The sequence below is a fragment of the Weizmannia sp. FSL K6-0777 genome (assembly GCF_038593185.1).
Lineage (GTDB): Bacteria > Bacillota > Bacilli > Bacillales > Bacillaceae_C > Weizmannia > Weizmannia faecalis.
In genome coordinates this window covers 3,018,911-3,042,170 of the sequence record NZ_CP151971.1, presented here as the reverse complement: position 1 = coordinate 3,042,170, position 23,260 = coordinate 3,018,911, and the positions used below count along the sequence as shown (strand labels likewise).

Sequence of the window (23,260 nt, the reverse complement as noted above, 5' to 3'; positions counted from 1 at the left end):
GGAGACGCTCCCCCTTTCGTATTGAAATCCAAAACACACTATGGTAGGATACTATATGTAGTTAGTTGTCTCGGAAATCAATACTAAATATAGTATTTTGGGTGAGGGTGGCAGATCTGTCTGAAAGGGAATCCAGTTTAAATCCGGGCTGCCTACAAAACTGTTCGGCTGTATTGCCCATCAGAAGGGCCAGAAGCACAAGCCAGGCCTGCCATAACTTGATGTTTCGGAGGGCGGAATTTTTGCCGTTTTTGCCGCCGTTTATTCCGCGATTGAACGGGTTGGTCGGGCAAGGATGTTGCGGAAATTTTAAGCCGCTACGCCGCAGCCTTTTTTCATTGAAAATGCATGATGTGCCACCTATTTTTTCTTGCCCAAAACCGGTGCGTTAGAAAGGAGAACCAGTAAAATGATGACAAAAAATGAACAAGAAACCAGTGGCGGTTTTCCCCTGCATGCCTTAAATGAGATTGTGTTTTCCCATAATCATGATTTAATGCAAGAAAATGCAAATATGGATGGCTCTTCACCAATGGGGCAAATGTCAAAAATCTCTTCTGAAGTCAGCAAAAGTTATGCAAAGCAAATGTTGCTTAGCAAAGAGGTCGTAAAGGCGATTGATGACAATTTTATTTACCCCCATGACCTTGATTTTATGGTAACGGGTACGACCACATGTTGCCAGATTCCGCTGGGCGGGGTATTAAAGGGCGGATTTAATACCGGACATGGGTATATGCGTGAACCGAAAGACATTGGCAGCGCGATGGCTTTAGCAGCGATTATTTTCCAAGCCAATCAAAATATGCAGCATGGCGGGCAAAGTTTTCCGATGTTTGATTATGATCTTGCTCCTTACATAGAGAAAACCTTCCATAAAAATAGAAAACGTTTGAAAACCTATGCCACCAGCTATACAGACGAAGAGCTTGAGGCATTAGCCTGGGAAGAAACCGACCGGGATGCGTACCAGGCATGTGAAGCTTTTATCCATAATTGCAATTCGATGCATTCCCGCGGGGGAGGGCAGGTCCCGTTTGTATCTATTAATTACGGTACCGATACGTCCAAAGCCGGGCGATTGCTCGTAAAAAATATGTTGTTGGCAACGAAAGCCGGGCTCGGGAAAGGGGAGACACCGATTTTTCCCATTCAAATTTTTAAAATGAAAAAAGGGATCAATTTTGAACCCGGGGAACCAAATTATGACTTATACCAATTAGCACTTGAAACGACGGCAAAACGTTTATTTCCGAACTTTAGCTTTATAGATTCCACGTTTAATCGTCCCTATTATGACGGCACGCCGGAATCAGAAATTGCGTATATGGGCTGCCGCACCCGTGTGATGGCAAACCGCCATGGAAAAGAAAATAGTATCCGCCGCGGGAATTTGTCCTTTACTTCTATTAATCTTGTAAAAATAGCGCTGATTGCTAAAAATAAATGTGAATTTTTTAACATACTAGATCGTTATCTTCACCTTGCCATTCAACAATTGTTAGAACGGTTTCATTTCCAGGCAAAAAAGCAGGCGAAACATTTTCCTTTTTTGTACGGGGAAAATATTTGGCAGGATAGCGAAAATTTAAACCCGGATGATGAAGTAGGAGAAGTATTAAAACATGGCACATTAAGTGTTGGTTTTATTGGGCTGGCTGAAGCACTGGTTGCACTGACAGGCAAACATCATGGGGAGTCTAATGATTCTTATCAATTAGGGTATCGTATCATTCAGCATATGCGGGAGAAAGTGGACAAAGCAAGTGAGACTTATGATTTAAACTTTTCCTTAATTGCAACGCCGGCAGAAGGGTTATCAGGGAAGTTTACGCGAAATGACCAAAAAGAGTTTGGAAAAATTCCCGGGGTGACGGACCGGTCCTATTATACGAACTCATTCCATATTCCGGTTTATTATCAAATCAAGGCGATTGATAAAATAAAAATTGAAGGTTCTTTTCATAAATTATGTAATGGCGGCCACATCACTTATATTGAGTGTGATGGGGATGTTTCAAAAAATGTCCGTGCTTTGGATCGATTGGTAAAAGCCATGGCGCAATATGATATTGGCTATGGTGCCATCAATCATCCCGTCGACCAGTGCGGCGTCTGCGGTTATTCGGGAATCATTGATAATGCGTGCCCGGTTTGCCATAATGCCGATGAAGGTAGGATTGGGCGCATTAGACGAATAACCGGTTACCTGGTTGGCGATATGAAAAGGTGGAATTCAGCCAAACGTGCAGAAGAGAGCGAAAGGGTGAAACATCAATGAGGGTCATGAATATCATCCACGATTCGGTTGTTGACGGTGAAGGTTTGCGAACCGTGATCTTTTTTGCAGGCTGTCCGCACTTTTGCAAGGGATGCCATAACCCAAGGAGTTGGAATATCCATAATGGGACAGAGATGCCGGTTGAAGATGTCGTTGCAGAAGTGGCCGGCAATCCATTAACAGATGTAACCTTTTCCGGCGGTGAACCCTTTTTTCAAGCGCAAGAAGTGTGCGAAGTGGCAAAACGATTAAAAGCACTGGGGAAAAACATTTGGGTTTACTCAGGCTATACATTTGAACAATTAATCGCTTCCGATGATCCCTGTAAACGGGAATTGCTGCGATATTGTGATGTGCTCGTTGATGGCCCGTTCCTATTGGCAGAGCGGGATTTAACCTTATCATTCCGCGGGAGCAGAAACCAGCGGATCATTGATTTAACAACAAAGCGGGGAATGGAAAGATCATTTTAATCAAAGGCAAAAGTGGAGAGATGGTTGCCCATCTCTCCACTTTTGCCGGTGTATAATCTAGCTTGTTCGGATGAATCATAGGAAATCCGGAAATGAAAGCGAACGCAACACGCGGAATTCCACAAAAAAGCTCGGTACGCCGGAAGAAGTGGCAGAACTGGTCACTTTCTTATTGACTTCTAAAGAGGAGTACATAAATGGGGAAGTCATCCGTATTGGATTTAAGTCAATATTTTGGACACCAATAAGTGAAATTTAATTTTGATCTCATGCCATATTTTTCATGACATCGCTGGTCGCTTGACATGGAGCCTCTGCGGGCGTGGTGTTATGCGAAGGGCGAAAGGGGCAATGATTTCTTTCGCATGGCAAACAAGCCTGCCACACCCGCCACTCCATGTAAAGCGGATGCTTGTAAAATTGTGAAGAGCACTACGCTGCCCCTTTGATACTGTCTTCTGTTTCTTGTGGCGTCATATAGCCCAAGCAGCTATGAATCCGTTTCCGATTGTACCAGCCTTCTATAAATTCGAATAAGGCTCTTCTGGCAGCTTGAAAGTTCAAATAGTTGACTCTGTAGATCTCTTCCTTTTTCAGAATTGCATGGAAAGACTCAATGCAGGCGTTATCGTATGGGCAACCTTTTTTACTGAAGGAGTGTTTGAACTGCTTCTTTTCCATGTATTCTGCAAATTTCTCGCTTGTATACTGGGATCCCAAATCAGAATGCAAGATCAATCCCGGACCTGGACGTTGTGCCTGATAAGCGTTTTCTACTGCCTTTAAAGCCAGTTCAGTCGTCATGTGGCGGTCAAAAGCGTAACCGACAATCTTTCTGGAATGTAAATCCATTACGGAAGCCAGGTAGCACCAACCGTCTCTCAAAGTATGAATATACGTAATATCCGTAACCCATTTCTCGTTGATGGTTGTCGTTGAGAAGTCCTGGTTCAGCAGGTTATCGTGTTCTTCCATCTTGCCCTTATTGGAATGGGGACGGTACTTTTTTCTGATAATGGAATAAATGCCTGCAGCCTTCATCAAACGCTGAACCCGTTTCAGGCTGACTTTGAGCCCTTCTTTTTCAAGCATATGGCGGATCTTCGGCGCTCCGTACCTCTGCTTGCTTTCCGTATGGATTTTTCGTATTCTGTCTGTCAACTCCCGGTTTTCCCGTTTTGTTTTTGACTCTTTTTTTGTTTGGATTGATAGTAGGTACTTCTCGGCACGCCAAGGACCGTACACATGGTTTTAAGGTCATAATGGTGTTTGGCTCTTATCTCGTCAATCATGGATATAACAGTGGTTTGATCTACTTCTTTGCGAATATGGCCATAGCTTTTTTTAAGATTTCGTTTTCCTCTTTCAGCCGGTGCAATTCTTTTTGCAGGTTCAGAAATTCTTCCGGGGTAAAAGAGCTCCCGTCATCCAGCTTAACCGGTTTTTGTTTTCTGATCCATTTGTAGATTGTCGTTTCAGACAGGCCATATTCGCTGCAGATCTGTTTTACTGGTGTTCCAGTTTGATAAAGCTCAACCACCATTTCTTTAAATTCAGCATGATAACTTTTACGTTTTTCGCTTGTGTTACCCATATCAGGACACATCCCTTCGTTAATATTATATTTCACTAAAGGGTGTCCATGAAACTATACTAGCATCAATTCAAATAAATGTTTGACTATCAAAAGGAAAGGGGTACAATATATTCAAATGAACATTTGAATATAAAGAGGTGACATTAATGAGCACCAAAGACACTTGCGAAATTTATTGTTATGACGAAGAAAAAGTGAATCGAATACAAGGCGAATTAGCTAAACACGATATAAGTAGTGTTGCCCTATTATTTAAAGCCATTGCAGATGAAAACAGAACAAAAATCGTTTTTTCACTTTGTCAGGATGACGAATTGTGTGTGTGTGATGTTGCCAACATTATTGGTTCTTCTGTCGCAACAGCTTCTCATCATTTACGGACTCTTCATAAACAAGGAATAGTGAAATATCGAAAAGAAGGAAAAATGGCATTTTATTCACTGGAAGATGAACATATTAAACAATTAATCACGATTGCTTTAGCCCATAAGAAAGAAGTGAAAGTGAATGTCTAATCAACAAACCTTACCATCTGAACAAGAAATGAAAACCTATCGCGTTCAAGGATTATCTTGTACAAATTGTGCAGCCAAATTTGAAAATAACGTGAAAAATTTAGAAGGTGTAAAGGACGCAAAAGTAAATTTTGGAGCATCCAAAATTACAGTTTATGGTGAAACAACGATTGAAGAATTAGAAAAAGCAGGGGCCTTTGAGAATTTAAAGATTCAGGATGAAAAAGAACAAAGGATAGAGTATAAGCCTTTTTGGAAGGAAAAAGAAAATATTAAGGTTTATATTTCGGCTGCATTGCTCATTATTAGTTGGTTCCTAGGAAGGCAATTTGGTGAAAATAATATTATCCCTACGATTGGATATGCTGCATCGATTTTAATAGGTGGATATTCCTTATTTATTGAAGGCCTTAGAAATTTAAGTAAATTTAAATTCGATATGGATACGCTCATGACGATCGCCATAATAGGAGCCGCGTTGATTGGACAATGGGGTGAAGGAGCAACCGTTGTGATCCTTTTCGCCATTAGCGAAGCCTTAGAGCGTTATTCAATGGATAAAGCTCGTCAATCGATTGGAATGTTGATGGATATCGCTCCAAAAGAAGCGTTAATTCGCCGTGAAAATGAAGAAATAATGGTTCACGTGGAGGATATTCAAATCGGTGATATTATGATCGTCAAGCCTGGGCAAAAATTAGCGATGGACGGAATAGTTATAAAGGGTACATCCACATTAAATGAGGCTGCTATCACTGGAGAAAGTGTTCCAGTAACCAAAACCATTGATGATGAGGTCTATGCTGGCACATTAAATGAAGAAGGATTATTAGAAGTAAAAGTAACCAAACGGGTTGAAGATAACACATTATCGAAAATTATTCATTTAGTAGAAGAAGCTCAAGCAGAGAAAGCACCTTCTCAAGCATTTGTTGATAAATTTGCAAAATATTACACACCAGCTATCATCATTTTGGCTACATTAATTGCGATTATTCCACCGTTATTATTCGGAGGAGATTGGAGTTACTGGATATATGAAGGATTAGCTGTATTAGTGGTTGGTTGCCCTTGTGCCTTAGTTGTTTCAACTCCAGTTGCAGTAGTTACTGCCATAGGAAATGCGGCAAGAAACGGTGTTTTAATTAAAGGTGGGATTCATTTAGAAGAAGCAGGTCACTTAAAGGTTATTGCTTTTGATAAAACAGGTACACTTACAAAAGGTATTCCAGCGGTTACAGATATTGTGACATTTGGTGGAAATGAAAATGAGTTGATGACGATTACAGCTGCCATCGAAAAGGGTTCCCAGCATCCACTTGGTACAGCCATTATAAGAAAAGCAGAAGAAAATGGATTGAATATTAATGGAGTTTCGGTTGAAGAGTTTCAATCCATTACAGGTAAAGGCGTAAAAGCGAAAGTAAATAATGAAATGTATTATGTAGGAAGTTCAACTCTTTTTGAAGAATTGCACGGTAGTATCGAAAACGATAAAAAACAAAAAATTGAAAAGATGCAAACACAAGGGAAAACGGTGATAGTGTTAGGAACGGAAAAAGAAATTCTTTCGTTTATTGCTGTTGCTGATGAAATAAGAGAATCATCGAAATCCGTGATCCGCAAACTTCATCAAATTGGAATTGAAAAAACTGTTATGCTTACAGGTGATAACAAAAGAACAGCAGAAGTCGTCGGAAAAGAAGTAGGTGTTTCTGATATTAAGGCCGATTTGCTACCAGAAGATAAATTAAATTTCATTAAAGAACTTCGAGGGAAAAATCAAGGTGTCGCAATGGTCGGTGATGGTGTGAACGATGCACCTGCTCTTGCAGCTTCAACTGTTGGTGTTGCGATGGGAGGAGCTGGAACCGATACAGCATTAGAAACAGCTGATATTGCGTTAATGTCTGATGATTTAAGTAAATTGCCATATACCATCAAATTAAGTCGTAAGGCTTTATCTATCATCAAACAAAACATTACATTCTCTTTAGCAATTAAATTAGTAGCATTGTTGTTAGTAATCCCCGGTTGGTTAACGCTTTGGATAGCGATATTTTCCGATATGGGAGCAACATTACTTGTAACGCTAAACAGTTTAAGGTTATTGAAGGTTAAAGAATGATGAATAACAAGGAAAAAGACCATCTTACCTAAGGTGGTCTTTTTATTTCGTTCAATGTATGAATTTGTATAAAAAAAACATACATTCATTTTCGCTTATTCTCTTGTCTTTTCCCTTTTTCTTCGATAGGATTGAGACATCCTACAAAATCGTACATTCAAATCGTTGATTTTTAAAGAGAAGGAGAAAAGATGACGACACCAAAAAATGTGCAGCCAATCCGTAGTCAGCAGCAATTAGACGATATGAAATGGGCGTTAAAACGCCACTGTTTGCCCCGAGATTACATTTTATTTGTGTTAGGGTGTGAAACAGGCCTACGGGTTGGAGACCTGCTTAAAATCAAAACTGAAGCGATTCTGAGGCTGAAAAACAAAAAAAGAAGGTTTTACGAGTAAAAGAAGGAAAAACCCAAAAAATCCGCGATATTTATATTGGCCATTGTTTTGAGGAAGTGTATGAATACGAAGCTGGATTAGACAGTGAGTGGCTCTTTCCATCCAGGAAAGGAAACCGGCCGATTACACCGACACAGGCTTATCGCCAGCTGAAAAAGGCGGCTGATTTTGCCGGAGTAGAGCATGTTGGTAATCATACGCTCAGAAAAACATTTGGCTATTGGTTTTATAAAGCCACGAAGGATATTGCCATGTTGCAAGAGATTTTGAACCATTCTCATCCTTCTGTTACTCTCCGTTATATCGGGATCACAGAAGAAGAAACTCAAAATGTCTTGAAACATTTTAGCGTGTTTCAGGATAAATAAAAATTCGGACTGTACAAAATGACAGTCCAAAAATTTTACTCCGAATAGCTTGTAGCTATTCTTTTTTATTTCTACGAATCTGATCGCAAATCTTATTTCAGTTTGCTAGTCTCGAAGGCATACATCTCCTGCGCGCACCCACCATTATTAGGCTGCAATGTTGAAAAAATTGTCAAAAACACAAAAATATTGTAAAATAATATAAATTTTTCAATAATTGGCATTATCTTATTATTATCACCATACACACGGTTGGTAAAAAAGGGGGGAAGCTTAATGATTAAAATTAGTTCACTTTTGGATCAAGAAAAAATCAAAGAGGGAATGGAAAAAGGTATTCTAAAGGAATGGATGATTACCACCTATTCTGATTTTCGAAACTCGTTACTTGATGATTCTGCTCCATATCCTTGTTATTTTGCAGTAGAAGCAGAAAAAAATGGGCTTATTCGTTATATATTTGCTGAATCGGCTTACGATACGCATGAATTATTAAATATTAGAGACGGAGTTTATGAATACATAAAAAGCTACAAATCTATAGGTAAAAGAACGACACTAGTTATCTTTTTTAAACCTTCAGAAAATGAATTGCGAGCAGAAGACTATAAAAAACAATTTTGGAATGTTGTTAAATTTTTGAATGAAAATGATCCGGAACCTTGGCCTTCCGAAATTCCAAAAGATCCAAATCATCCTGAATGGGAGTTTTGTTTTGGAGGAGAACCCATCTTTTTAGTTTGCCGGGCGCCGTTTTATTCGGATAGGAAAAGTAGATTTACTGCTAATGGTCTTGAAATTACGATGCAACCTCGTGGTACACTTGACGATATTACGGCTGATACGAAATTGGGTCAACAGTCTTGTCCATCGAAAAACCATATTTAGACTCTTTGATATAGTTTTCCAGACAGGCTCTCTGATTGTAAAATCTCCAAATATCCATAGGTTCCCAGTCCATCGTTGTCACAATGGCTTCATAATCCCAGAGAAAATCAAACAATTGAAGCTGGTCTTCCTCATACTTGTCAGCTTTTCGGATGACCGCAACTCTTCTTGGCTTTTCCCAGGAAGTTGCTTGGTAGTAGACTGTTTTTCCCTCTATAACAATCAGCTCATCATCAACATACCGGATCCACGGAGAATTGTCGTTTTCAACATACTTTTTCAATCTTGATGTCCATTTCAGTTTGCCGGCGTAGTTAATCTTCCGCTGCTCCCAATAACTGTAAAACTTTTCTCCGCCAAATCCCTTGTCAAAACGGGCGTACCGGATAAGGTACTGAGCGGAAAGCAATCGATAGGTTTCCTCGGCAAATTCAATTCCGTTGTCAGCTGAATGGACGTTTCCCGGTCTTAGCACACCGTTTAAGCAAAGATGGGATTTTCCTTCAAAAACGAGAAGGGGGTGGTAGCTTTTTCTGCCCGGCTTATGGGGGTTCACCCCGATTTTCGCTCCCTCCTGGTTTCCATAAACCGTTTCGACACTTGAATCAAAGTCAAGAATGAGATCGGAATCCAGCCATGGTTCGATGATGTCCATCACCCGTTCTTTGAATTCTATGGCAGCATCCTCGATTTTCTCCAACCTTAATAGATCCTTGCTTAAAAGCGTATAATGCGGGCATTTTCCTCCTAAGAAAGCACGAATCAAAGGGTCATTCTGGAGTGATTGAAAATGAAACATACGGGAGCAATCTGCCATCCAGCCCGCAATCAGATATACAAATATTTTACTTAGAGGAAATTTGGCATTGTCTTTCTTTAAGCAATCAAACCCCCGGAAAGTCTGCTGGATTTTCATCCGTTCCAGAAATTGCAGAAATGGGAGGATGCCACTAAATTTTGTACTATTCTTTAAATTGAATTCATATTTAATTCTTGAGACAGGAATGATATAATTCACCTTAAAGGTGCCCCCTTTCTTGGTTATTGTTTTTTTCTCAAAATCAATTATACCAGAGGATGGGGCACTTTTTTATTTTAAATTACTATTTTACTTTCGTAATCTGGGATTAAATATTTGCGATATGCCGGTCGGGACTTTGCGGAGAATGTCGCAAATCATTGGCAAACAGCCGAAAGATTTGGATGTGCGCTATTTCGGGCTGAACCATTTCGGCTGGTGGACGAGTATTAAAGATAAAGAAGGCCATGAATATTTGCCGGAGATCCGCGATTATGTCGCGAAACATGGTTATTTGACCCAGGTTGAAGTGGATACCCAGCATATGGACCAAAGCTGGCAGGAAACGCACAAAAAAGCGAAAGATCTTTTGGCGGTCGATCCGAGATTTTTGCCGAATACGTACTTGAAATATTACTTTTACCCGGATTATGTGGTGGAACATTCCGATATCCATTACACGAGGGCAAACGAAGTCATCGACGGACGGGAAAAAGAGGTGTTCTCCGCTGCTCAAAGAATCGTTGAAAAAGGGACCGCTGAAAAGGAATCTTTTTCTGCCGGCAGCCATGCAACATTTATCGTCGATCTTGCCCGTGCGATTGCCTACAATACGCATGAAAGAATGGTCATGATTGTGGAAAATAACGGCGCAATCGCAAACTTTGATGATGATGCGATGGTGGAAGTCCCGTGCATTGTCGGCACGGACGGCCCGGAACCGCTGTGCCAGGGCAGAATCCCGGAATTTGAACGGGCGCTGATGTACCAGCAGGTCACCGTGGAAAAATTGGTCGTGCAGGCTTATGTCGAAGGCAGCTATCAAAAATTGTGGCAGGCGCTGACCCTTTCAAAAACCGTGCCAAGCGCAAAAGTCGCAAAAGCATTGCTGGATGATTTAATCGAAGCCAACAAAGAATACTGGCCGGAGTTGCACTAACAGCCGCGCAGGTTTATGCGGCAGGCAGCTGCCAAACATCGTAGCATCGCTGGCCCTTTTAAAAACGAACCAGATTCGGAATACCAGCCGGGGATGGAATAATGAGTTGTATAATATATGGCAGGCGCTGTCAAACAATTGTGGGACAGCGAAAGCCTCTCCTTTTAAACGAACCGGGTACTTGAGGCAACCAAAATACTGCCGAGAATGAATAAAGGGCCGTGAAACATATACATTTAAGGCGGCTGTCAAGCGGGACGGCAGGCGTTGGTTTTCTCAAAAACGGTCCGGAGTGCGAAGGTTGAATGAGGTATACCGGCCGGGATTGAAATAATGGAAGGGGCGAAAAGGAATGCGAGCTTTTCGCCTTTTTCATGAAGCGTGGAAGCTCGAGGATTGGTGCTAACTGGTTAAAAAACCACCGGAACAAGGCAAATGATTTCAAACAGCAGCTCATTTTCATACGGGTATTCCTGGTGATGCAGGACCACCATTTTTTTCCTTGTTATGTTAAAGTAAGGGTATTCAAAAAATACGGGAGGGAAGCATATGTTTAAACTTTTTTCAAAAAAAGCTGCAGTGGAGGAACTTGTTGCGCCAATGAGCGGGAAGGTTGTTCAAATAGAAGATGTGCCGGATGAGGTGTTCAGCCGGAAGATGATCGGGGATGGCATTGCGATAGAACCGGATGAAGGCGTTGTGGTCTCACCGGTGGACGGGGAAGTCGTCCAGTTTTTCCCGACGAAGCATGCAGTCGGGCTGAAGACAAAGAGCGGATTGGAAATATTGATTCATATCGGCATGGAGACTGTTGCTTTGAACGGGGAAGGGTTCGAAGGCTTTGTTCAACAGGGGGATCGTGTAAAAGCAGGTGATAAACTGGTCACCTTTAACCTCGAACAAATCAGGGAACGTGCGGAAAGCATCATCTCCCCTGTCGTCGTCACCAATTTTGATGCCGTGGACACGTTAAGCAAAACAGCTGAAACATCGGTAAAACGTGGCAAATCGGTTTTATTGACGGTGAAAATGAAATAGTTTTCCTGCAGATGGAAAATGGGAAGACACACGCCCATCCAAATGCACGGATACATTTGGAACGATGTCTTCCCATTAAAAAGGATATATTCTTTACGCTATTTCAATGCATGGACAAAATCAGCGTAACGTTACGGGCGGGATGCCGAAACTTCCCGCTTTTTTATTGCTATACCTGCAGCAGTTCCTCGATCTTTTCCTCAAGGTCTTCCGGCTTTGTCCGCGAGCCGTAATAGCCAATGGCATGGCCGTGCCGGTCGACGAGAAATTTATTGAAATTCCATGTGATTTTCTTCTCGCCTGTCTGCTCGAGCAATTCGGCAAACAGCGGGTTCATTTCTTTTCCCTTCATTTTGCTTTTTTTAAACAACGGGAATGTTACGCCATAGTTGGCTTGGCAAAATGCTGCAATTTTTTCGCTTTCGTCAAACTCCTGTTTCATGAAGCTGTCGCTCGGAAAGCCAAGCACGGCAAACCCCTTGTCTTTGTACTTTTCGTAAAGGTGCTCCAGCCCCTCATACTGGGGTGTAAATCCGCATTTGCTTGCCGTATTGACAATAAGCAGCACCTGGTTTTTATATTTGGCCAAAGACTCTTTCTCTTCTCCAGTAAGCCGTTCAAAAGAATAGTCGTAAATGGACATCATCAGTCTCCTTTTCCCCGGAAATTTTATTTCTTGTCATTATCGTAAAGTGAATGTGGGGACATGTCAAATGATGGGCTGGTGATATCACGGCCTGGTTTTGTGGCTCTGTTGTTTGGGCGATATCAAAATGGGTTCCAACACCAACTGTTCAAGGTGTGAAAGTAAATGAGTGGAGTAGGAAAAAATTGCAAAAAATGATTTATTTCAGACTGGATAAATATTAAAATAGGTGTATGAAGATACACACTTATATTTTTTAAGGGGGGGGATGATGGTGCCCGTTTTTTGATCAACAGCAAATGAAGATGCCATTTTAACAAACAGCGGGTTGGCAGTATTAGCTGTCAGAGACAGATGGAGTTTTAATTGCAGGGAGAAAGGTGAGCACATGAATATTTTTAGCTACATTGTTTTAGGGCTTTCCCTCTCAGTGCCAGTTGGCCCCATTACGATTGAAATGGTTAAGAGGGGGATCAAGAAAGGCTTTTTGCATTCCTGGTTTGTCGGCTTGGGCGGGATGTCCGCCGATGTTGTTTTAATGTTTTTGATTTATTTCGGTGTATCTACATATTTAACTACACCAGTTGCGAAGCTGATGATGTGGATTTTCGGGTGTATCATTCTTGTATACTTAGGCTATGAGAGCATTAGAGATGCTTTTAGAGAAATCACCATACCAGAGGAGAAAAAGAAAGGAAATTTGCTGCAATCTTTTCTGTCAGGCTTTTTGATTGCGATCTCTAATCCACTGAATATTATATTTTGGATTGGCATTTATGGGTCGGTTTTAACCACAATTTTAAATACGGTAAATTCGGGAAAAGCTTTACTTTACAGCAGCGCGATTTTTATTGGGATAGCTGCCTGGGATATAACGGTAGCTTCTTCCGTTCACTTTGGAAGAAAATTTGTTCATCAGCGTTTTTTAAAATGGCTGTCTGTCATTGCCGGGATTGCCTTAATTGGATTTGGCATACATTTCGGGTATCAAGCCGTGAAAAGTTTGTATTTAGTAGGCATCGGCCACGAATAACCAGGTGGTTTAGGATGCTGCATGAAGCCATCGCTCTTGCGGCCATGCAAAAGGCTTTTGATGTTTTTGAAAAAATGTAAACCGCCGCATCCGCAATGCCCCATCTTTCGCATATTTGCTTTTTCAATTCTCATACTAAAGGCGAAGGAGGGATGATCATGCCAAAACGGAAGCACGATGCCGAACAAAAGAACAAAGAAGGCTTTGACTCAGCCAAAACCGATTCCGAGTATTCAAGGGAATTGCAGCAGCTGGGCGATGGGGCAGGCAGCGCGGCAGCCAACCGCATGCACAAAGAAAAAGCAAAAAAGATGAAATCCTCCAAAAACCAGGGAGAATGGAAAGGCATGCATTGAAAACGGGTCTTCACTCTTTAAGAGTGAGGGCTTTTTTGCGGTGGCGGGTCTTGCGTTACCTTGGTACATTTGTACATTGAAAGCAGTGACAAATTGGCAACGGGAATGCCTGAATCCAGTTTATGGAGCCAAATGACGCTTAATGGTTATGGATTAAAAAACGGCTACAAGAAAGTTTAAAGACGATCGAAGAAAAAATTCCTTTTTTGCAAAATGTATTCCAAGAGGTTCGAATTTCGGAGCAATTAGATGACGCTGCTTTGTACCAGTTTGCGACAGTTGTGAATTAGTATCCAAAACCAAATTCAGATGATTATGCCGAAATATTTGATGAATTGCTTGACCTGCTTGTCCACAGGTCAGGAAAGACAGGAGCGGAGATTATAACTCCTCGAGTTATCGCTAAACTGCTTCCATTACTGCTGAACATTCAGGAAGGCACAGTCTATGACGGAAGCTTTGGAACCGGTCGCCTCTTGGCATATGCTTACCGCTATGCAAAAGAAAATGGTTGCAAAATAAAACTGGTTGGACAGGAAATAAACGCGAGGGCCAAATGGGTATTTCCGGTACAAATAAAAGACTTCATCGGTAATGGAATTAGGTGTCATTACAGCGCTGTAAGGGAGATCTTATGGAGGTGTAAGATGAAAACTTATGATGAACCAAGATTTTTCATTGAAGGAAATCCATTTTTGATATAATAGAAGCATATTAAGCTGTACTAATAAAAAGCACACAACAATCAGCTTGGAAGAAAAATGATGATCCACAGCTGGCATATTAATATGGATATACTAATAAGTTTGCACGTCATGTGAGGATTTTTTGCAATATATATCAACATGTTTCAAGAAAAATTGGATGAATCGATGGAATTTGATTTAGACTTAGACGTTGATACAGCCAATATGTGATTCGAGAAATATAACAAATGGGGGATATGAATTGATTACATCAGAAGAGATGAAACGCAGATTATGGGATGGGGCAAATGAACTACGAGGTTCAATGGATGCCAGCCGTTACAAAGATTATATGCTTGGATTAATGTTCTATAAGTTTTTGAGCGATAAGACATTAGAAACGTTCAAAGTGACCAGTGGTATTGGGCAAATGTCTGAGTTTGAACTATTGGAAGAATACACAAAGGCAAAAGCAGAGTACGGCGAGGAGCTGGAGAAAATGATTCGGCACGTACTCGGTTATTATGTTTCGCCTGAGTATCTCTATCAGACTTGGTTAAAAGACATTAAATCAGGAGATTTTGAAGTTCAAAAAGTAACGGACAGCTTGAATCACTTTGAGCGTACGATTGCTGTGTCTGGTGATTCAGATGACTTTCAAGGACTGTTCTCAAGTTCAACGCTTGATTTAACAGATACCGCTTTAGGCAGCAACTTAAATGAACGTAGCAAAAATATTAAGGCACTGATTTTGCTGTTTGCCGACCTGAACATGGTGAAATTGCAAAAAGGCGATGTACTTGGAGAGGCGTATGAGTATCTTATCGGCCAGTTTGCGATGGAGTCAGGGAAGAAAGCTGGGGAATTCTACACGCCACGACAGGTCAGTGAAGTCATGGCACAAATTGTAGCAAAAACCTCAGAAATCAAGTCAATTTATGACCCGACTGTAGGCTCTGGTTCGCTACTTTTAACAGTTGGAAAGCACTTAGATGAAGATGCTCAAAAGAATCTGAGTTATTACGGGCAAGAAAAGAACACAGCAACCTATAATCTAACCCGTATGAATTTGTTGTTGCATGGTGTTCGGCCAGAAAAAATGACCATTAAAAACGGAGATACACTTTCTCAAGACTGGCCAGAAGATCCAGAACGTCCAAATGAAGGCATACAATTTGATGCAGTGGTGATGAACCCACCATATTCTGCGAAAAATTGGAACAGAGCAGGGCTGAAAGTCAGTGATCCTCGTTTTGAAGTTGCTGGGGTATTACCACCGGACTCTAAAGGGGATTTTGCTTTCCTTTTGCATGGATTATTCCACTTAGGTCAAAACGGTACAATGGCAATTGTTTTGCCTCATGGGGTCCTGTTCCGTGGTTCGGCAGAGGGCGAAATTCGCAAACGATTGCTTCAGAAAAATTACATTGATGCCATTATCGGCTTGCCAAGTAATCTATTTACCAATACAGGTATCCCAGTCGTTGTCATCATCTTAAAGAAGAACCGAAAAATCGACGAGCCTGTTCTAATTATTGACGCTTCTCGCAGCTTTATTAAAGTTGGCAAACAAAATGTCCTGCAGGAAAAAGACATCGCAAAAATTGTGGATACATATGTTGAACGAAGAGAAGAGGAGGGGTACAGTCATCTGGCGACACGAGAGGAAATCATGAAAAATGAGTATAACATGAATATTCCCCGCTATATCCAGACAAATGAGGAAGAGATTCCGCACGATGTGGATGCGCATCTACTTGGCGGGATTCCTCAAAAGAACATTGACGACTTGAAGATTCTGCAGTCGACAGTACCAGATGTTTTGAAACAATCATTAAAAGAAATTCGTGACGGCTATGTCGAACTTTTAAAACCTGTTGAGGAAATTTCCAAGGATGTATTCAATGACGCTCGCCTTATTGAAATATCAAAGGAAATCGAAAGCAAAACAAAAGCCTATATCGATAAATACTGGGACGTTTTACGAAATGTTGATAAAAGCAGTAGCTTGACGCAGTTAATGGACGAAATGCTGGTTGAAATCAAGCAGATTCTTTCGTCATTTAAATATATTGATGTGTATGACGGCTACCAAATTGTAGCGGAGATATGGAAAAATACACTGGCACATGATGCGGAAATCATCGCGTCAAGTGATTTCTATACAGCAGGCCGCACACGTGAGCCCAATATGGTAACAAAAGGATCCGGTAATAAAAAACGCGAAGAACAAGACGGCTGGGTTGGCAGTATTGTACCAAATGAGTTGATTGCAAAAAATTTATACAGTGATGAACGAAAAGAAATTGATTCAAAGAAAGCCCGCATTCAGGAGATTGAAACGGAGCTATCTGAATTGGTTGAGGCTGCGAAAGAGGAAGATAGCGATGAAGCCAATGCTTTAGGCGAGTGCTTGAATGTAGCAGGTGAGGCTTTTGAAAGCAAATCAATCAAGGCCGCGTTAAAAAAGGCAAGCAAGGAAACCGTTGAATATGACCTACTGAAAAAAGTTGAAAAATTATTTGCAGATAAATCAGCGCTTAACAAAGCCGTGAAAGCGGATGAAAAAGCACTCAAAGAATCCGTGCAAGAACGTATCTTGACTTTGACAAACGAAGAAATCGACAACCTGATGTATGAAAAATGGTTCGGCAATATGGTGGATGCTATAGTTGGTTTGGTATGGAAACCGATAAAAAAAGAGTTGGACACATTGCAAATGTTGCACAATCGTTATGCTGATACCTTGTCAGCAATTGATGAAGAAATTCAAGACTCAGAATCAGCACTTGAAGCCATGATGCGTGAATTGGTGGTGGAAGAATAATGGAACAAAAAAATTTGGTGCCAAAAAGGCGATTTAAGGAATTTCAAAATGCTCCGGCTTGGGAAAAGCGTAAGTTGGTAGATTTGTGTACAACATTCACGGATGGGGATTGGATTGAAGCAAAAGATCAGAGCGATAATGGTATAAGACTTATCCAAACTGGTAATGTTGGCGTGAATGAGTTTATTGATAAAGCGGATAAATCAAAATGGATTACAGAGGACACCTTTAACCGCCTTAACTGTTCAGAAGTTTATCCGGGAGATATTCTTATATCTCGTTTGCCAGAGCCTGCTGGAAGAGCTTGTATAGTCCCAAATTTTGAAAAAAGAATGATTACGGCAGTTGACTGTACTATCGTCAGAACATCCGATGAATGCAATAAAAAATATCTTGTTCAGTATTTATCATCAGAGTCATATTTCAAATCTGTAAACAACTTTCTTGCAGGAGGAACCAGGCAAAGAATCAGTAGGAGTAATCTTGCAAATTTTATTGTTCCATTACCTTCAAAACCTGAACAGAAAAAAATAGGAGCCGTTCTGGATCGCCTTGACAATCTTATCACCCTTCATCAGCGTAAGTTAGAAAAAATGAAAGCATTAAAATCAGCTTATCTTTCTGAAATGTTCCCTGCTGAAGGAGAGCGTGTACCAAAACGGAGGTTTGCAGGATTTACGCAACCTTGGGAACGGCGGAAGTTTATTGAGTTATTAGATGTCAAAGATGGAATTCGCCGCGGTCCATTTGGCAGTGCACTGAAAAAGGATTTATTTGTACCTAAAAGTGATTATGTGGTGTATGAACAACAAAATGCGATTTATGATAAGTGGGAAACTAGATATTACATTACAAAAGAAAAGTTTGAAGAACTTCATAAGTTTGTTTTGAGTGAAGGGGACTTTATTATGAGTGGTGCTGGAACAATTGGACGTATTGCAAAAGTTCCTAAAGGTATTAAAAAAGGAGTTTTTAATCAAGCGTTAATTCGTTTTAAAATTAATCCGGAGTTGACAGATAGTAATTACTTCCTCGAATGGATTCGCTCAAATGAAATGCAGCGAAAATTTACTGGGTCTAATCCTGGTTCAGCAATGACGAATCTAGTCCCAATGTCTGAAGTAAAAGAGTGGGTTATCTCTTTGCCAAGTTTGGCTGAGCAGAAAAAAATAGGAGATTTTTTTGCCGAATTATCTGATATAATCACCCTTCATCAACGTAAGCTCGAAAAACTACAAAGCATCAAAAAAGCGTACCTCAATGAGATGTTTGTATAAAGGGGGAGCGAAATTATGAGCAATACACCGAAGAGTGCGGCGGAGAAAACTTTTCAAGAGAATTTTGTCAAGGAACTGCAGAAATATAAATGGGAAGCACCCGAGTTTTTAAACGGCAATAAGCAAAAAGTAACGGTTGCTGACTTGGTATCGCACTGGCGTAGTGAACTCAACCGTATCAATGCTGACCAGCTTGAAGGCGTGGAATTAACCGATAATGAGTTCAAACAAGTGATGGCAAAGGTCAATCAAATCAGCAATAGCTATGAAGCTGCAAAGATTTTGGCTATTGAAGGATCAAAAGGTAAGATCGACGGCATCTACCGTGATGACAATCCGAAAATCACGAGAAAACAAATCACGTTGACGATTTTTAAAAAAGCTGAAGTACGTGGTGGGGACTCGAGCTATCGGATTGCGAGAGAAATACAGACCCCCAACAACAACCGTTTTGATATTGTCCTGCTGATCAACGGCTTGCCCTTAATCAATATCGAACAAAAACGCACGGACAAAACGTTGGACGAGGCATTTGGCCAGTTTATGCGCTACTACCGTGACGGTGAATACAGTCATAACTTTATGGCTTTTTCGCAAATGATGGTCATCACTTCTGAAATTGACACTCGATATTTCGCTACGCCCAAAACAATTGGAGATTTTAACCCGAGTTTCGTCTTTCATTGGGCAGATAAAGATAACCATGTAATAAACGATTGGAAAAAAGTAATTGAACAATTTTTGATGATTCCAATGGCACATCAGATGGTTGGCGATTACTTAGTCATTGATGAAGCGAGAGATGAGGAAAACAGGCGACATATGTTAATGCGTCCCTATCAAGTCCACGCTCTACAGGCGGTTGAAGGAGCTGCATTTGGATGGGACAATGATGAAAAAATGCCTCATGGCGGTTTTGTTTGGCATACGACCGGTTCAGGAAAAACGATCACAAGTTTCAAGACTGCTTTGTTTTTATCGACAAGAGCAGGATTTGATAAAGTCGTCTTCCTTGTTGATAGACGTGAATTGGATAATCGTACCAGTGAAAACTTCAAAGCATATGCTGCCTATGAGCCGGTTTCTGTTGATGATACAAAACACACTTACCAGCTAAAAAAGAAACTGATGTCAGCAACGAATGGAATTGTCGTCACGACAACTTTCAAACTCAATGCTTTAGTGAAGGAACTGGAAGCAGCACACGATCATCGTTTAGCAGATAAGAAGATGGTATTTATCATTGATGAAGCCCATCGCACGACGATGGGGCAGATGATGGGAACGATAAAACGCTATTTCAAGAAAAATGGACTTTTCTTTGGATTTACCGGTACTCCTTTATTTGATGAAAATAAGGTCAAAGGCAAGATCAATGAAAAAAGCGAAGTCATCAATACAACTGAAAAGTTATTTGGCCCGATGTTACATAAATATACGATTGATGAGGCCATTGCAGATAAAAACGTATTAGGCTTTCACGTCGACTATATCAACACGGGAGAATTCAAAAGTTATGATGATTTAAGAGACCAGCTGGCTGAACAAATGAAGGAGGAACATCCTGAACTGACTGACAGAGAAATTGAGCGCAAAGTTCAAGAAATGTCAGAAGTTGAAGTAGAAAAACAAGCTAAAAAAACAGGGCTGCTTGTATACCAAGACGAAACACATATTCCACGTGTAGTGGAAGAAATTCTGAATAATTGGGAATCACAATCACAAGCAAGAGAATTTAATGCAATTTTGACGGTTGCCTATAAAGATCGTGTCATTGCTTATTATCATGAATTTAAAAAACAACTAAAAGAACGTGGGGAAAAGCTAAATGTGGCGATGACGTTTAGTTTCGGTAGTGAGAATGATCCCACGCCATTAGATCCCCAAATTGTCAACGAGATGTTTAAGGACTACGCTGCATTTACTGGCATTGAGTTTGTAGCTGGTGATAAAAAACACGGTGAAGATGCTTATTTTGAGGATCTTGTAGAGCGCGCGACACGAGGCGGCAGTGGACGAAACCCGAAAAATATTGACCTCGTCATTGTGGCAGACCAACTGTTGACAGGCTATGACTCGAAACGTCTGAATACGCTTTATGTTGACCGTTCGCTTGAACTTCAAGGCCTGATCCAAGCTTACTCCCGTACCAATCGTGTCTTTGGTTCAGAAAAAGAGTTTGGAACGATTATCAACTTCCAGTATCCCCGAATAACTGAAGAAATGGTGAATCAGGCCCTGAAGCTATATGGAAGCGGGGGAAAGAGCAGTAAGGCCATTGTTGATACTTACGAAACGGCTGTAAAGAAATTGAAAATCAAAGTGTCTGAAATGATTCCGACTTTACCTGATCCAACTGAATGGCAAAATATTGAACATGATGAGAAGAAAAAAGAAGCATTTATCCTTGCTTTTAAAGATGCTGGTGAGCAGTTAAATTTGGTAGAACAGTACTATGAATTTAAGTGGAATGATGATACTTTTGGAATTGACGAGCACACTTGGCTGCAGTATGTTGGTGCTTATAAAAACTTAACATGGAAGCCCGGCACCCCACCTGTGATATCAACCATTCATCCACTTGCTGGAAAAACGAAATTGGCAGGAACGCAAGTCATTGATGCAAACCATATTATTAAATTAATTGGTTCAAAAGTTACTTCACCGTACGGCGTGCAAACGGTGGATCGTGAAACACTCCGTATTATTTACGAACAAATTCAAGAGTTGAGTAATATGGGGGACCATGAGCAAGCACAGTTGTTAAAGGAATTTGTAGATACAGAGCTCGTGCCCGGAAACTTGTCGAGCAATTTGAATTTTGATGAGGCATTTGAAATTTGGAAAGCGGATAAGCTGCGGAATACAGTCATTCAATTTTCTGCGGAGTGGGGCTTAGATAGTGAACTACTTGCAAAAGCAGTGAATTCATATTCTATTTCAAAGCCTGATGTTGTTCCTTACATCAATGAACTCATAAGCAGTGTTGATTACAGCAAAGCAACCAATCAAACGGCTGGTAATTTGTTAAAACATAATATGATCCTCACGACTAAATTGCCAGAATGGATTGCGGAGACGAAGCAGAAATATAGCTAATTTGATGACGGGTGCAGAGTAACTGAAAACGAAGAATAAATAGAAACAGAGTATGTTTAACTTTACCGGAAAAGAATGCCTTTGTACATTAGCTATTAATTCCATGTACGCAGTTTTTTTGTAAGCCTGTACTATTATGAAAGTAATATGATCAAAAGATTAGAGGGGTAATGAAAATGACAGTGCCAGACTATCAAACCTTTATGCTACCTTTTCTAAAAATACTCGGGGATAGAAATGAGCATACGTTACAAGAAATGTATATAAAGCTTGCTGATTATTTTAGTCTAACAGACGCAGATAAAAAGGAATACTTGCCAAGCGGAAAGCAACTTAAATATAAAAACAGAATTGGTTGGGCTCGAACTTATTTGAAAAAGGCGGGTCTACTAGAACAAGTTGGAAGAGGAAGATTTACGATTTCAGAACAAGGATTAAGTGTCTTAAATAAAAACCCTGAGAAAATTGATGTAAAGTTCTTAGAACGTTTTAACGAGTTCCGGGAGTTTCGCAGCAATAAGAACAGTACAGATCATAAAGATAGCACGGAAACATTGCCTAATAATCGAGAATCAGATCTTTCCCCTGAGGAAATCTTGGACTCCAGTTTTCGAGATATCACAAGAAGTTTAATGGATGAGCTCTTACGTACCGTAAAATCCTGTTCACCAGAGTTTTTTGAAAAATTGGTGGTTGATTTACTAGTCGCAATGGGATATGGAGGTACCCACGCTGATGCGGGTCAAGCAATTGGGAGAACTGGTGACGATGGAATCGATGGAATTATTAAAGAAGATAAATTAGGATTAGATGTTATCTATATTCAAGCAAAAAGATGGGAAGGCTCTGTCGGTAGGCCTGTAGTCCAGGCTTTTGCGGGAAGTTTAGAAGGGAACCGAGCTCGTAAAGGGGTATTGATAACAACCTCTAGATTTACCGAGGAAGCAAAGGATTATGTAAAAAGAATTGAAAAGAAAATTGTTTTAATAGATGGCGAAACTCTTGCGGAATTAATGATTGATAATAATGTTGGCGTTTCTCCAAAAATAACTTATATAATAAAGGATATTGACTCTGACTATTTTAACGAAGAATAAAATCAGTTGCTGACTTAATAGGAAATCTGGTTTCCTGTGACAGATTTAACTTTGTCTTACGTATCATCACTTCATTTTAAGCACTTGGTTGCGATATAAATATTTAGTAATTGGAGGCTTAGGCTTGAAAAAGAATATCTACGTAGTTGGTGCCGTTATAATTCAAAACGATCAAATCCTCTGTGCACAGCGCGGCCCAGGCAGGACCCTAGCCAATAAATGGGAGTTTCCTGGTGGAAAAGTTGAAGAAGGTGAAACGCCACAGCAAGCCCTGAAACGCGAAATACAGGAAGAAATGAAATGTAAAATTGAGATTGGGGAGCAAGTGGAGGACACAACGTATGAATATGATTTTGGCATTGTTCATCTAACAACGTTTTATTGCAAGTTGTTAGAAGGACAACCCATTTTAACGGACCATGTTGCAATAAAATGGATGAACAAAGAAGATCTTATGTCATTGGATTGGGCTCCAGCTGATTTACCTGCTGTTGAAGAGATTGCATCTACCAAAGATTGAATGCTGTATTTCCCTTTTCTGAAATGATTTACGATGAATGGAATGAATATTACAATAAAGGTATCCCACAAAAAC

At 40.5% G+C, this 23,260-nt stretch carries 14 protein-coding genes and 6 pseudogenes; 17 read left to right on the top strand and 3 right to left on the bottom strand.

The annotated features are described in order from the left end of the window. The first annotated feature begins 409 nt into the window (after window positions 1-409). From NST70_RS14605 to NST70_RS14595, 3 genes and pseudogenes are all read left to right on the top strand, one after another. On the top strand, window positions 410-2,281 hold the full coding sequence (locus NST70_RS14605; RefSeq protein ID WP_026684466.1) for an anaerobic ribonucleoside triphosphate reductase: 1,872 nt from the start codon (window positions 410-412) through the stop codon (window positions 2,279-2,281). Continuing rightward, window positions 2,278-2,754, top strand: a complete 477-nt coding sequence (gene nrdG, locus NST70_RS14600; protein WP_014097059.1) for an anaerobic ribonucleoside-triphosphate reductase activating protein — start codon at window positions 2,278-2,280, stop codon at window positions 2,752-2,754. The genes NST70_RS14605 and nrdG overlap by 4 nt, the downstream gene beginning before the upstream one ends. A gap of 83 nt (window positions 2,755-2,837) precedes the next feature. Continuing rightward, a pseudogene (locus NST70_RS14595) lies at window positions 2,838-3,013 on the top strand (SDR family oxidoreductase); the annotation flags it as partial. A 173-nt stretch (window positions 3,014-3,186) separates the two neighbouring features. On the opposite strand, the pseudogene NST70_RS14590 reads toward NST70_RS14595, so the two are convergent. After that, window positions 3,187-4,348: pseudogene (locus tag NST70_RS14590) on the bottom strand (IS3 family transposase). A gap of 149 nt (window positions 4,349-4,497) precedes the next feature. Between NST70_RS14590 and NST70_RS14585 the strand changes: the two are divergent. The 4 genes and pseudogenes from NST70_RS14585 to NST70_RS14570 all read left to right on the top strand — a co-directional run bounded on the left by NST70_RS14585 (window position 4,498) and on the right by NST70_RS14570 (window position 8,648). Then, complete coding sequence (locus tag NST70_RS14585; RefSeq protein WP_013860499.1) at window positions 4,498-4,866, top strand: metalloregulator ArsR/SmtB family transcription factor; 369 nt, start codon at window positions 4,498-4,500, stop codon at window positions 4,864-4,866. Continuing rightward, entirely contained in the window at window positions 4,859-6,994 is a 2,136-nt protein-coding gene (locus NST70_RS14580) for a heavy metal translocating P-type ATPase (RefSeq protein WP_014097067.1), read from the top strand. The genes NST70_RS14585 and NST70_RS14580 overlap by 8 nt, the downstream gene beginning before the upstream one ends. Before the next feature lie 191 nt (window positions 6,995-7,185). Next, a pseudogene (locus tag NST70_RS14575) lies at window positions 7,186-7,760 on the top strand (tyrosine-type recombinase/integrase). 276 nt (window positions 7,761-8,036) lie between these two features. Continuing rightward, window positions 8,037-8,648: a YqcI/YcgG family protein gene (locus NST70_RS14570; protein ID WP_013860496.1), complete on the top strand. Its 612-nt coding sequence runs from the start codon at window positions 8,037-8,039 to the stop codon at window positions 8,646-8,648. On the opposite strand, the pseudogene NST70_RS14565 reads toward NST70_RS14570, so the two are convergent. Next, window positions 8,623-9,666 (bottom strand): annotated as a pseudogene (locus tag NST70_RS14565) (IS1380-like element ISBco2 family transposase); the annotation flags it as partial. The gene NST70_RS14570 and the pseudogene NST70_RS14565 overlap by 26 nt on opposite strands. A gap of 109 nt (window positions 9,667-9,775) precedes the next feature. Between NST70_RS14565 and NST70_RS14560 the strand changes: the two are divergent. Both NST70_RS14560 and NST70_RS14555 read left to right on the top strand, forming a co-directional pair. Then, window positions 9,776-10,606: pseudogene (locus tag NST70_RS14560) on the top strand (6-phospho-alpha-glucosidase); the annotation flags it as partial. 549 nt (window positions 10,607-11,155) lie between these two features. After that, window positions 11,156-11,644 (top strand): PTS glucose transporter subunit IIA, encoded by a 489-nt coding sequence (locus NST70_RS14555; RefSeq protein ID WP_026684468.1) that lies wholly within the window; start codon window positions 11,156-11,158, stop codon window positions 11,642-11,644. A gap of 169 nt (window positions 11,645-11,813) precedes the next feature. Here NST70_RS14555 and NST70_RS14550 read toward each other — a convergent pair whose 3' ends face one another. Then, on the bottom strand, window positions 11,814-12,287 hold the full coding sequence (locus tag NST70_RS14550; protein WP_014097082.1) for a glutathione peroxidase: 474 nt from the start codon (window positions 12,285-12,287) through the stop codon (window positions 11,814-11,816). 391 nt (window positions 12,288-12,678) lie between these two features. Between NST70_RS14550 and NST70_RS14545 the strand changes: the two genes are divergently transcribed. The 8 genes and pseudogenes from NST70_RS14545 (at window position 12,679) to NST70_RS14510 (ending at window position 23,185) form a co-directional block, all read left to right on the top strand. Next, window positions 12,679-13,323, top strand: a complete 645-nt coding sequence (locus tag NST70_RS14545; protein WP_014097083.1) for a LysE family transporter — start codon at window positions 12,679-12,681, stop codon at window positions 13,321-13,323. Window positions 13,324-13,481: 158 nt separating this feature from the next. Further along, a complete protein-coding gene (locus NST70_RS14540; protein WP_013860490.1) occupies window positions 13,482-13,679 on the top strand; it encodes a hypothetical protein in 198 nt (65 codons plus the stop codon). A 317-nt stretch (window positions 13,680-13,996) separates the two neighbouring features. After that, a pseudogene (locus NST70_RS14535) lies at window positions 13,997-14,383 on the top strand (N-6 DNA methylase); the annotation flags it as partial. Window positions 14,384-14,627: 244 nt separating this feature from the next. Beyond that, a complete protein-coding gene (locus NST70_RS14530) occupies window positions 14,628-17,192 on the top strand; it encodes a type I restriction-modification system subunit M (protein ID WP_342475399.1) in 2,565 nt (854 codons plus the stop codon). After that, the gene (locus NST70_RS14525; protein WP_342475398.1) at window positions 17,192-18,469 is read left to right on the top strand and encodes a restriction endonuclease subunit S; all 1,278 of its coding nucleotides are present in this window, start codon (window positions 17,192-17,194) and stop codon (window positions 18,467-18,469) included. Before NST70_RS14530 ends, NST70_RS14525 begins: the two co-directional genes overlap by 1 nt. 15 nt (window positions 18,470-18,484) lie before the next feature. After that, window positions 18,485-21,568 (top strand): HsdR family type I site-specific deoxyribonuclease, encoded by a 3,084-nt coding sequence (locus tag NST70_RS14520; protein ID WP_342475397.1) that lies wholly within the window; start codon window positions 18,485-18,487, stop codon window positions 21,566-21,568. Window positions 21,569-21,744: 176 nt separating this feature from the next. Beyond that, on the top strand, window positions 21,745-22,665 hold the full coding sequence (locus tag NST70_RS14515) for a restriction endonuclease (protein WP_013860486.1): 921 nt from the start codon (window positions 21,745-21,747) through the stop codon (window positions 22,663-22,665). A 124-nt stretch (window positions 22,666-22,789) separates the two neighbouring features. Beyond that, window positions 22,790-23,185, top strand: coding sequence for a (deoxy)nucleoside triphosphate pyrophosphohydrolase (locus NST70_RS14510; protein ID WP_026684993.1), 396 nt, complete (start codon window positions 22,790-22,792; stop codon window positions 23,183-23,185). Window positions 23,186-23,260 lie beyond the last annotated feature (75 nt).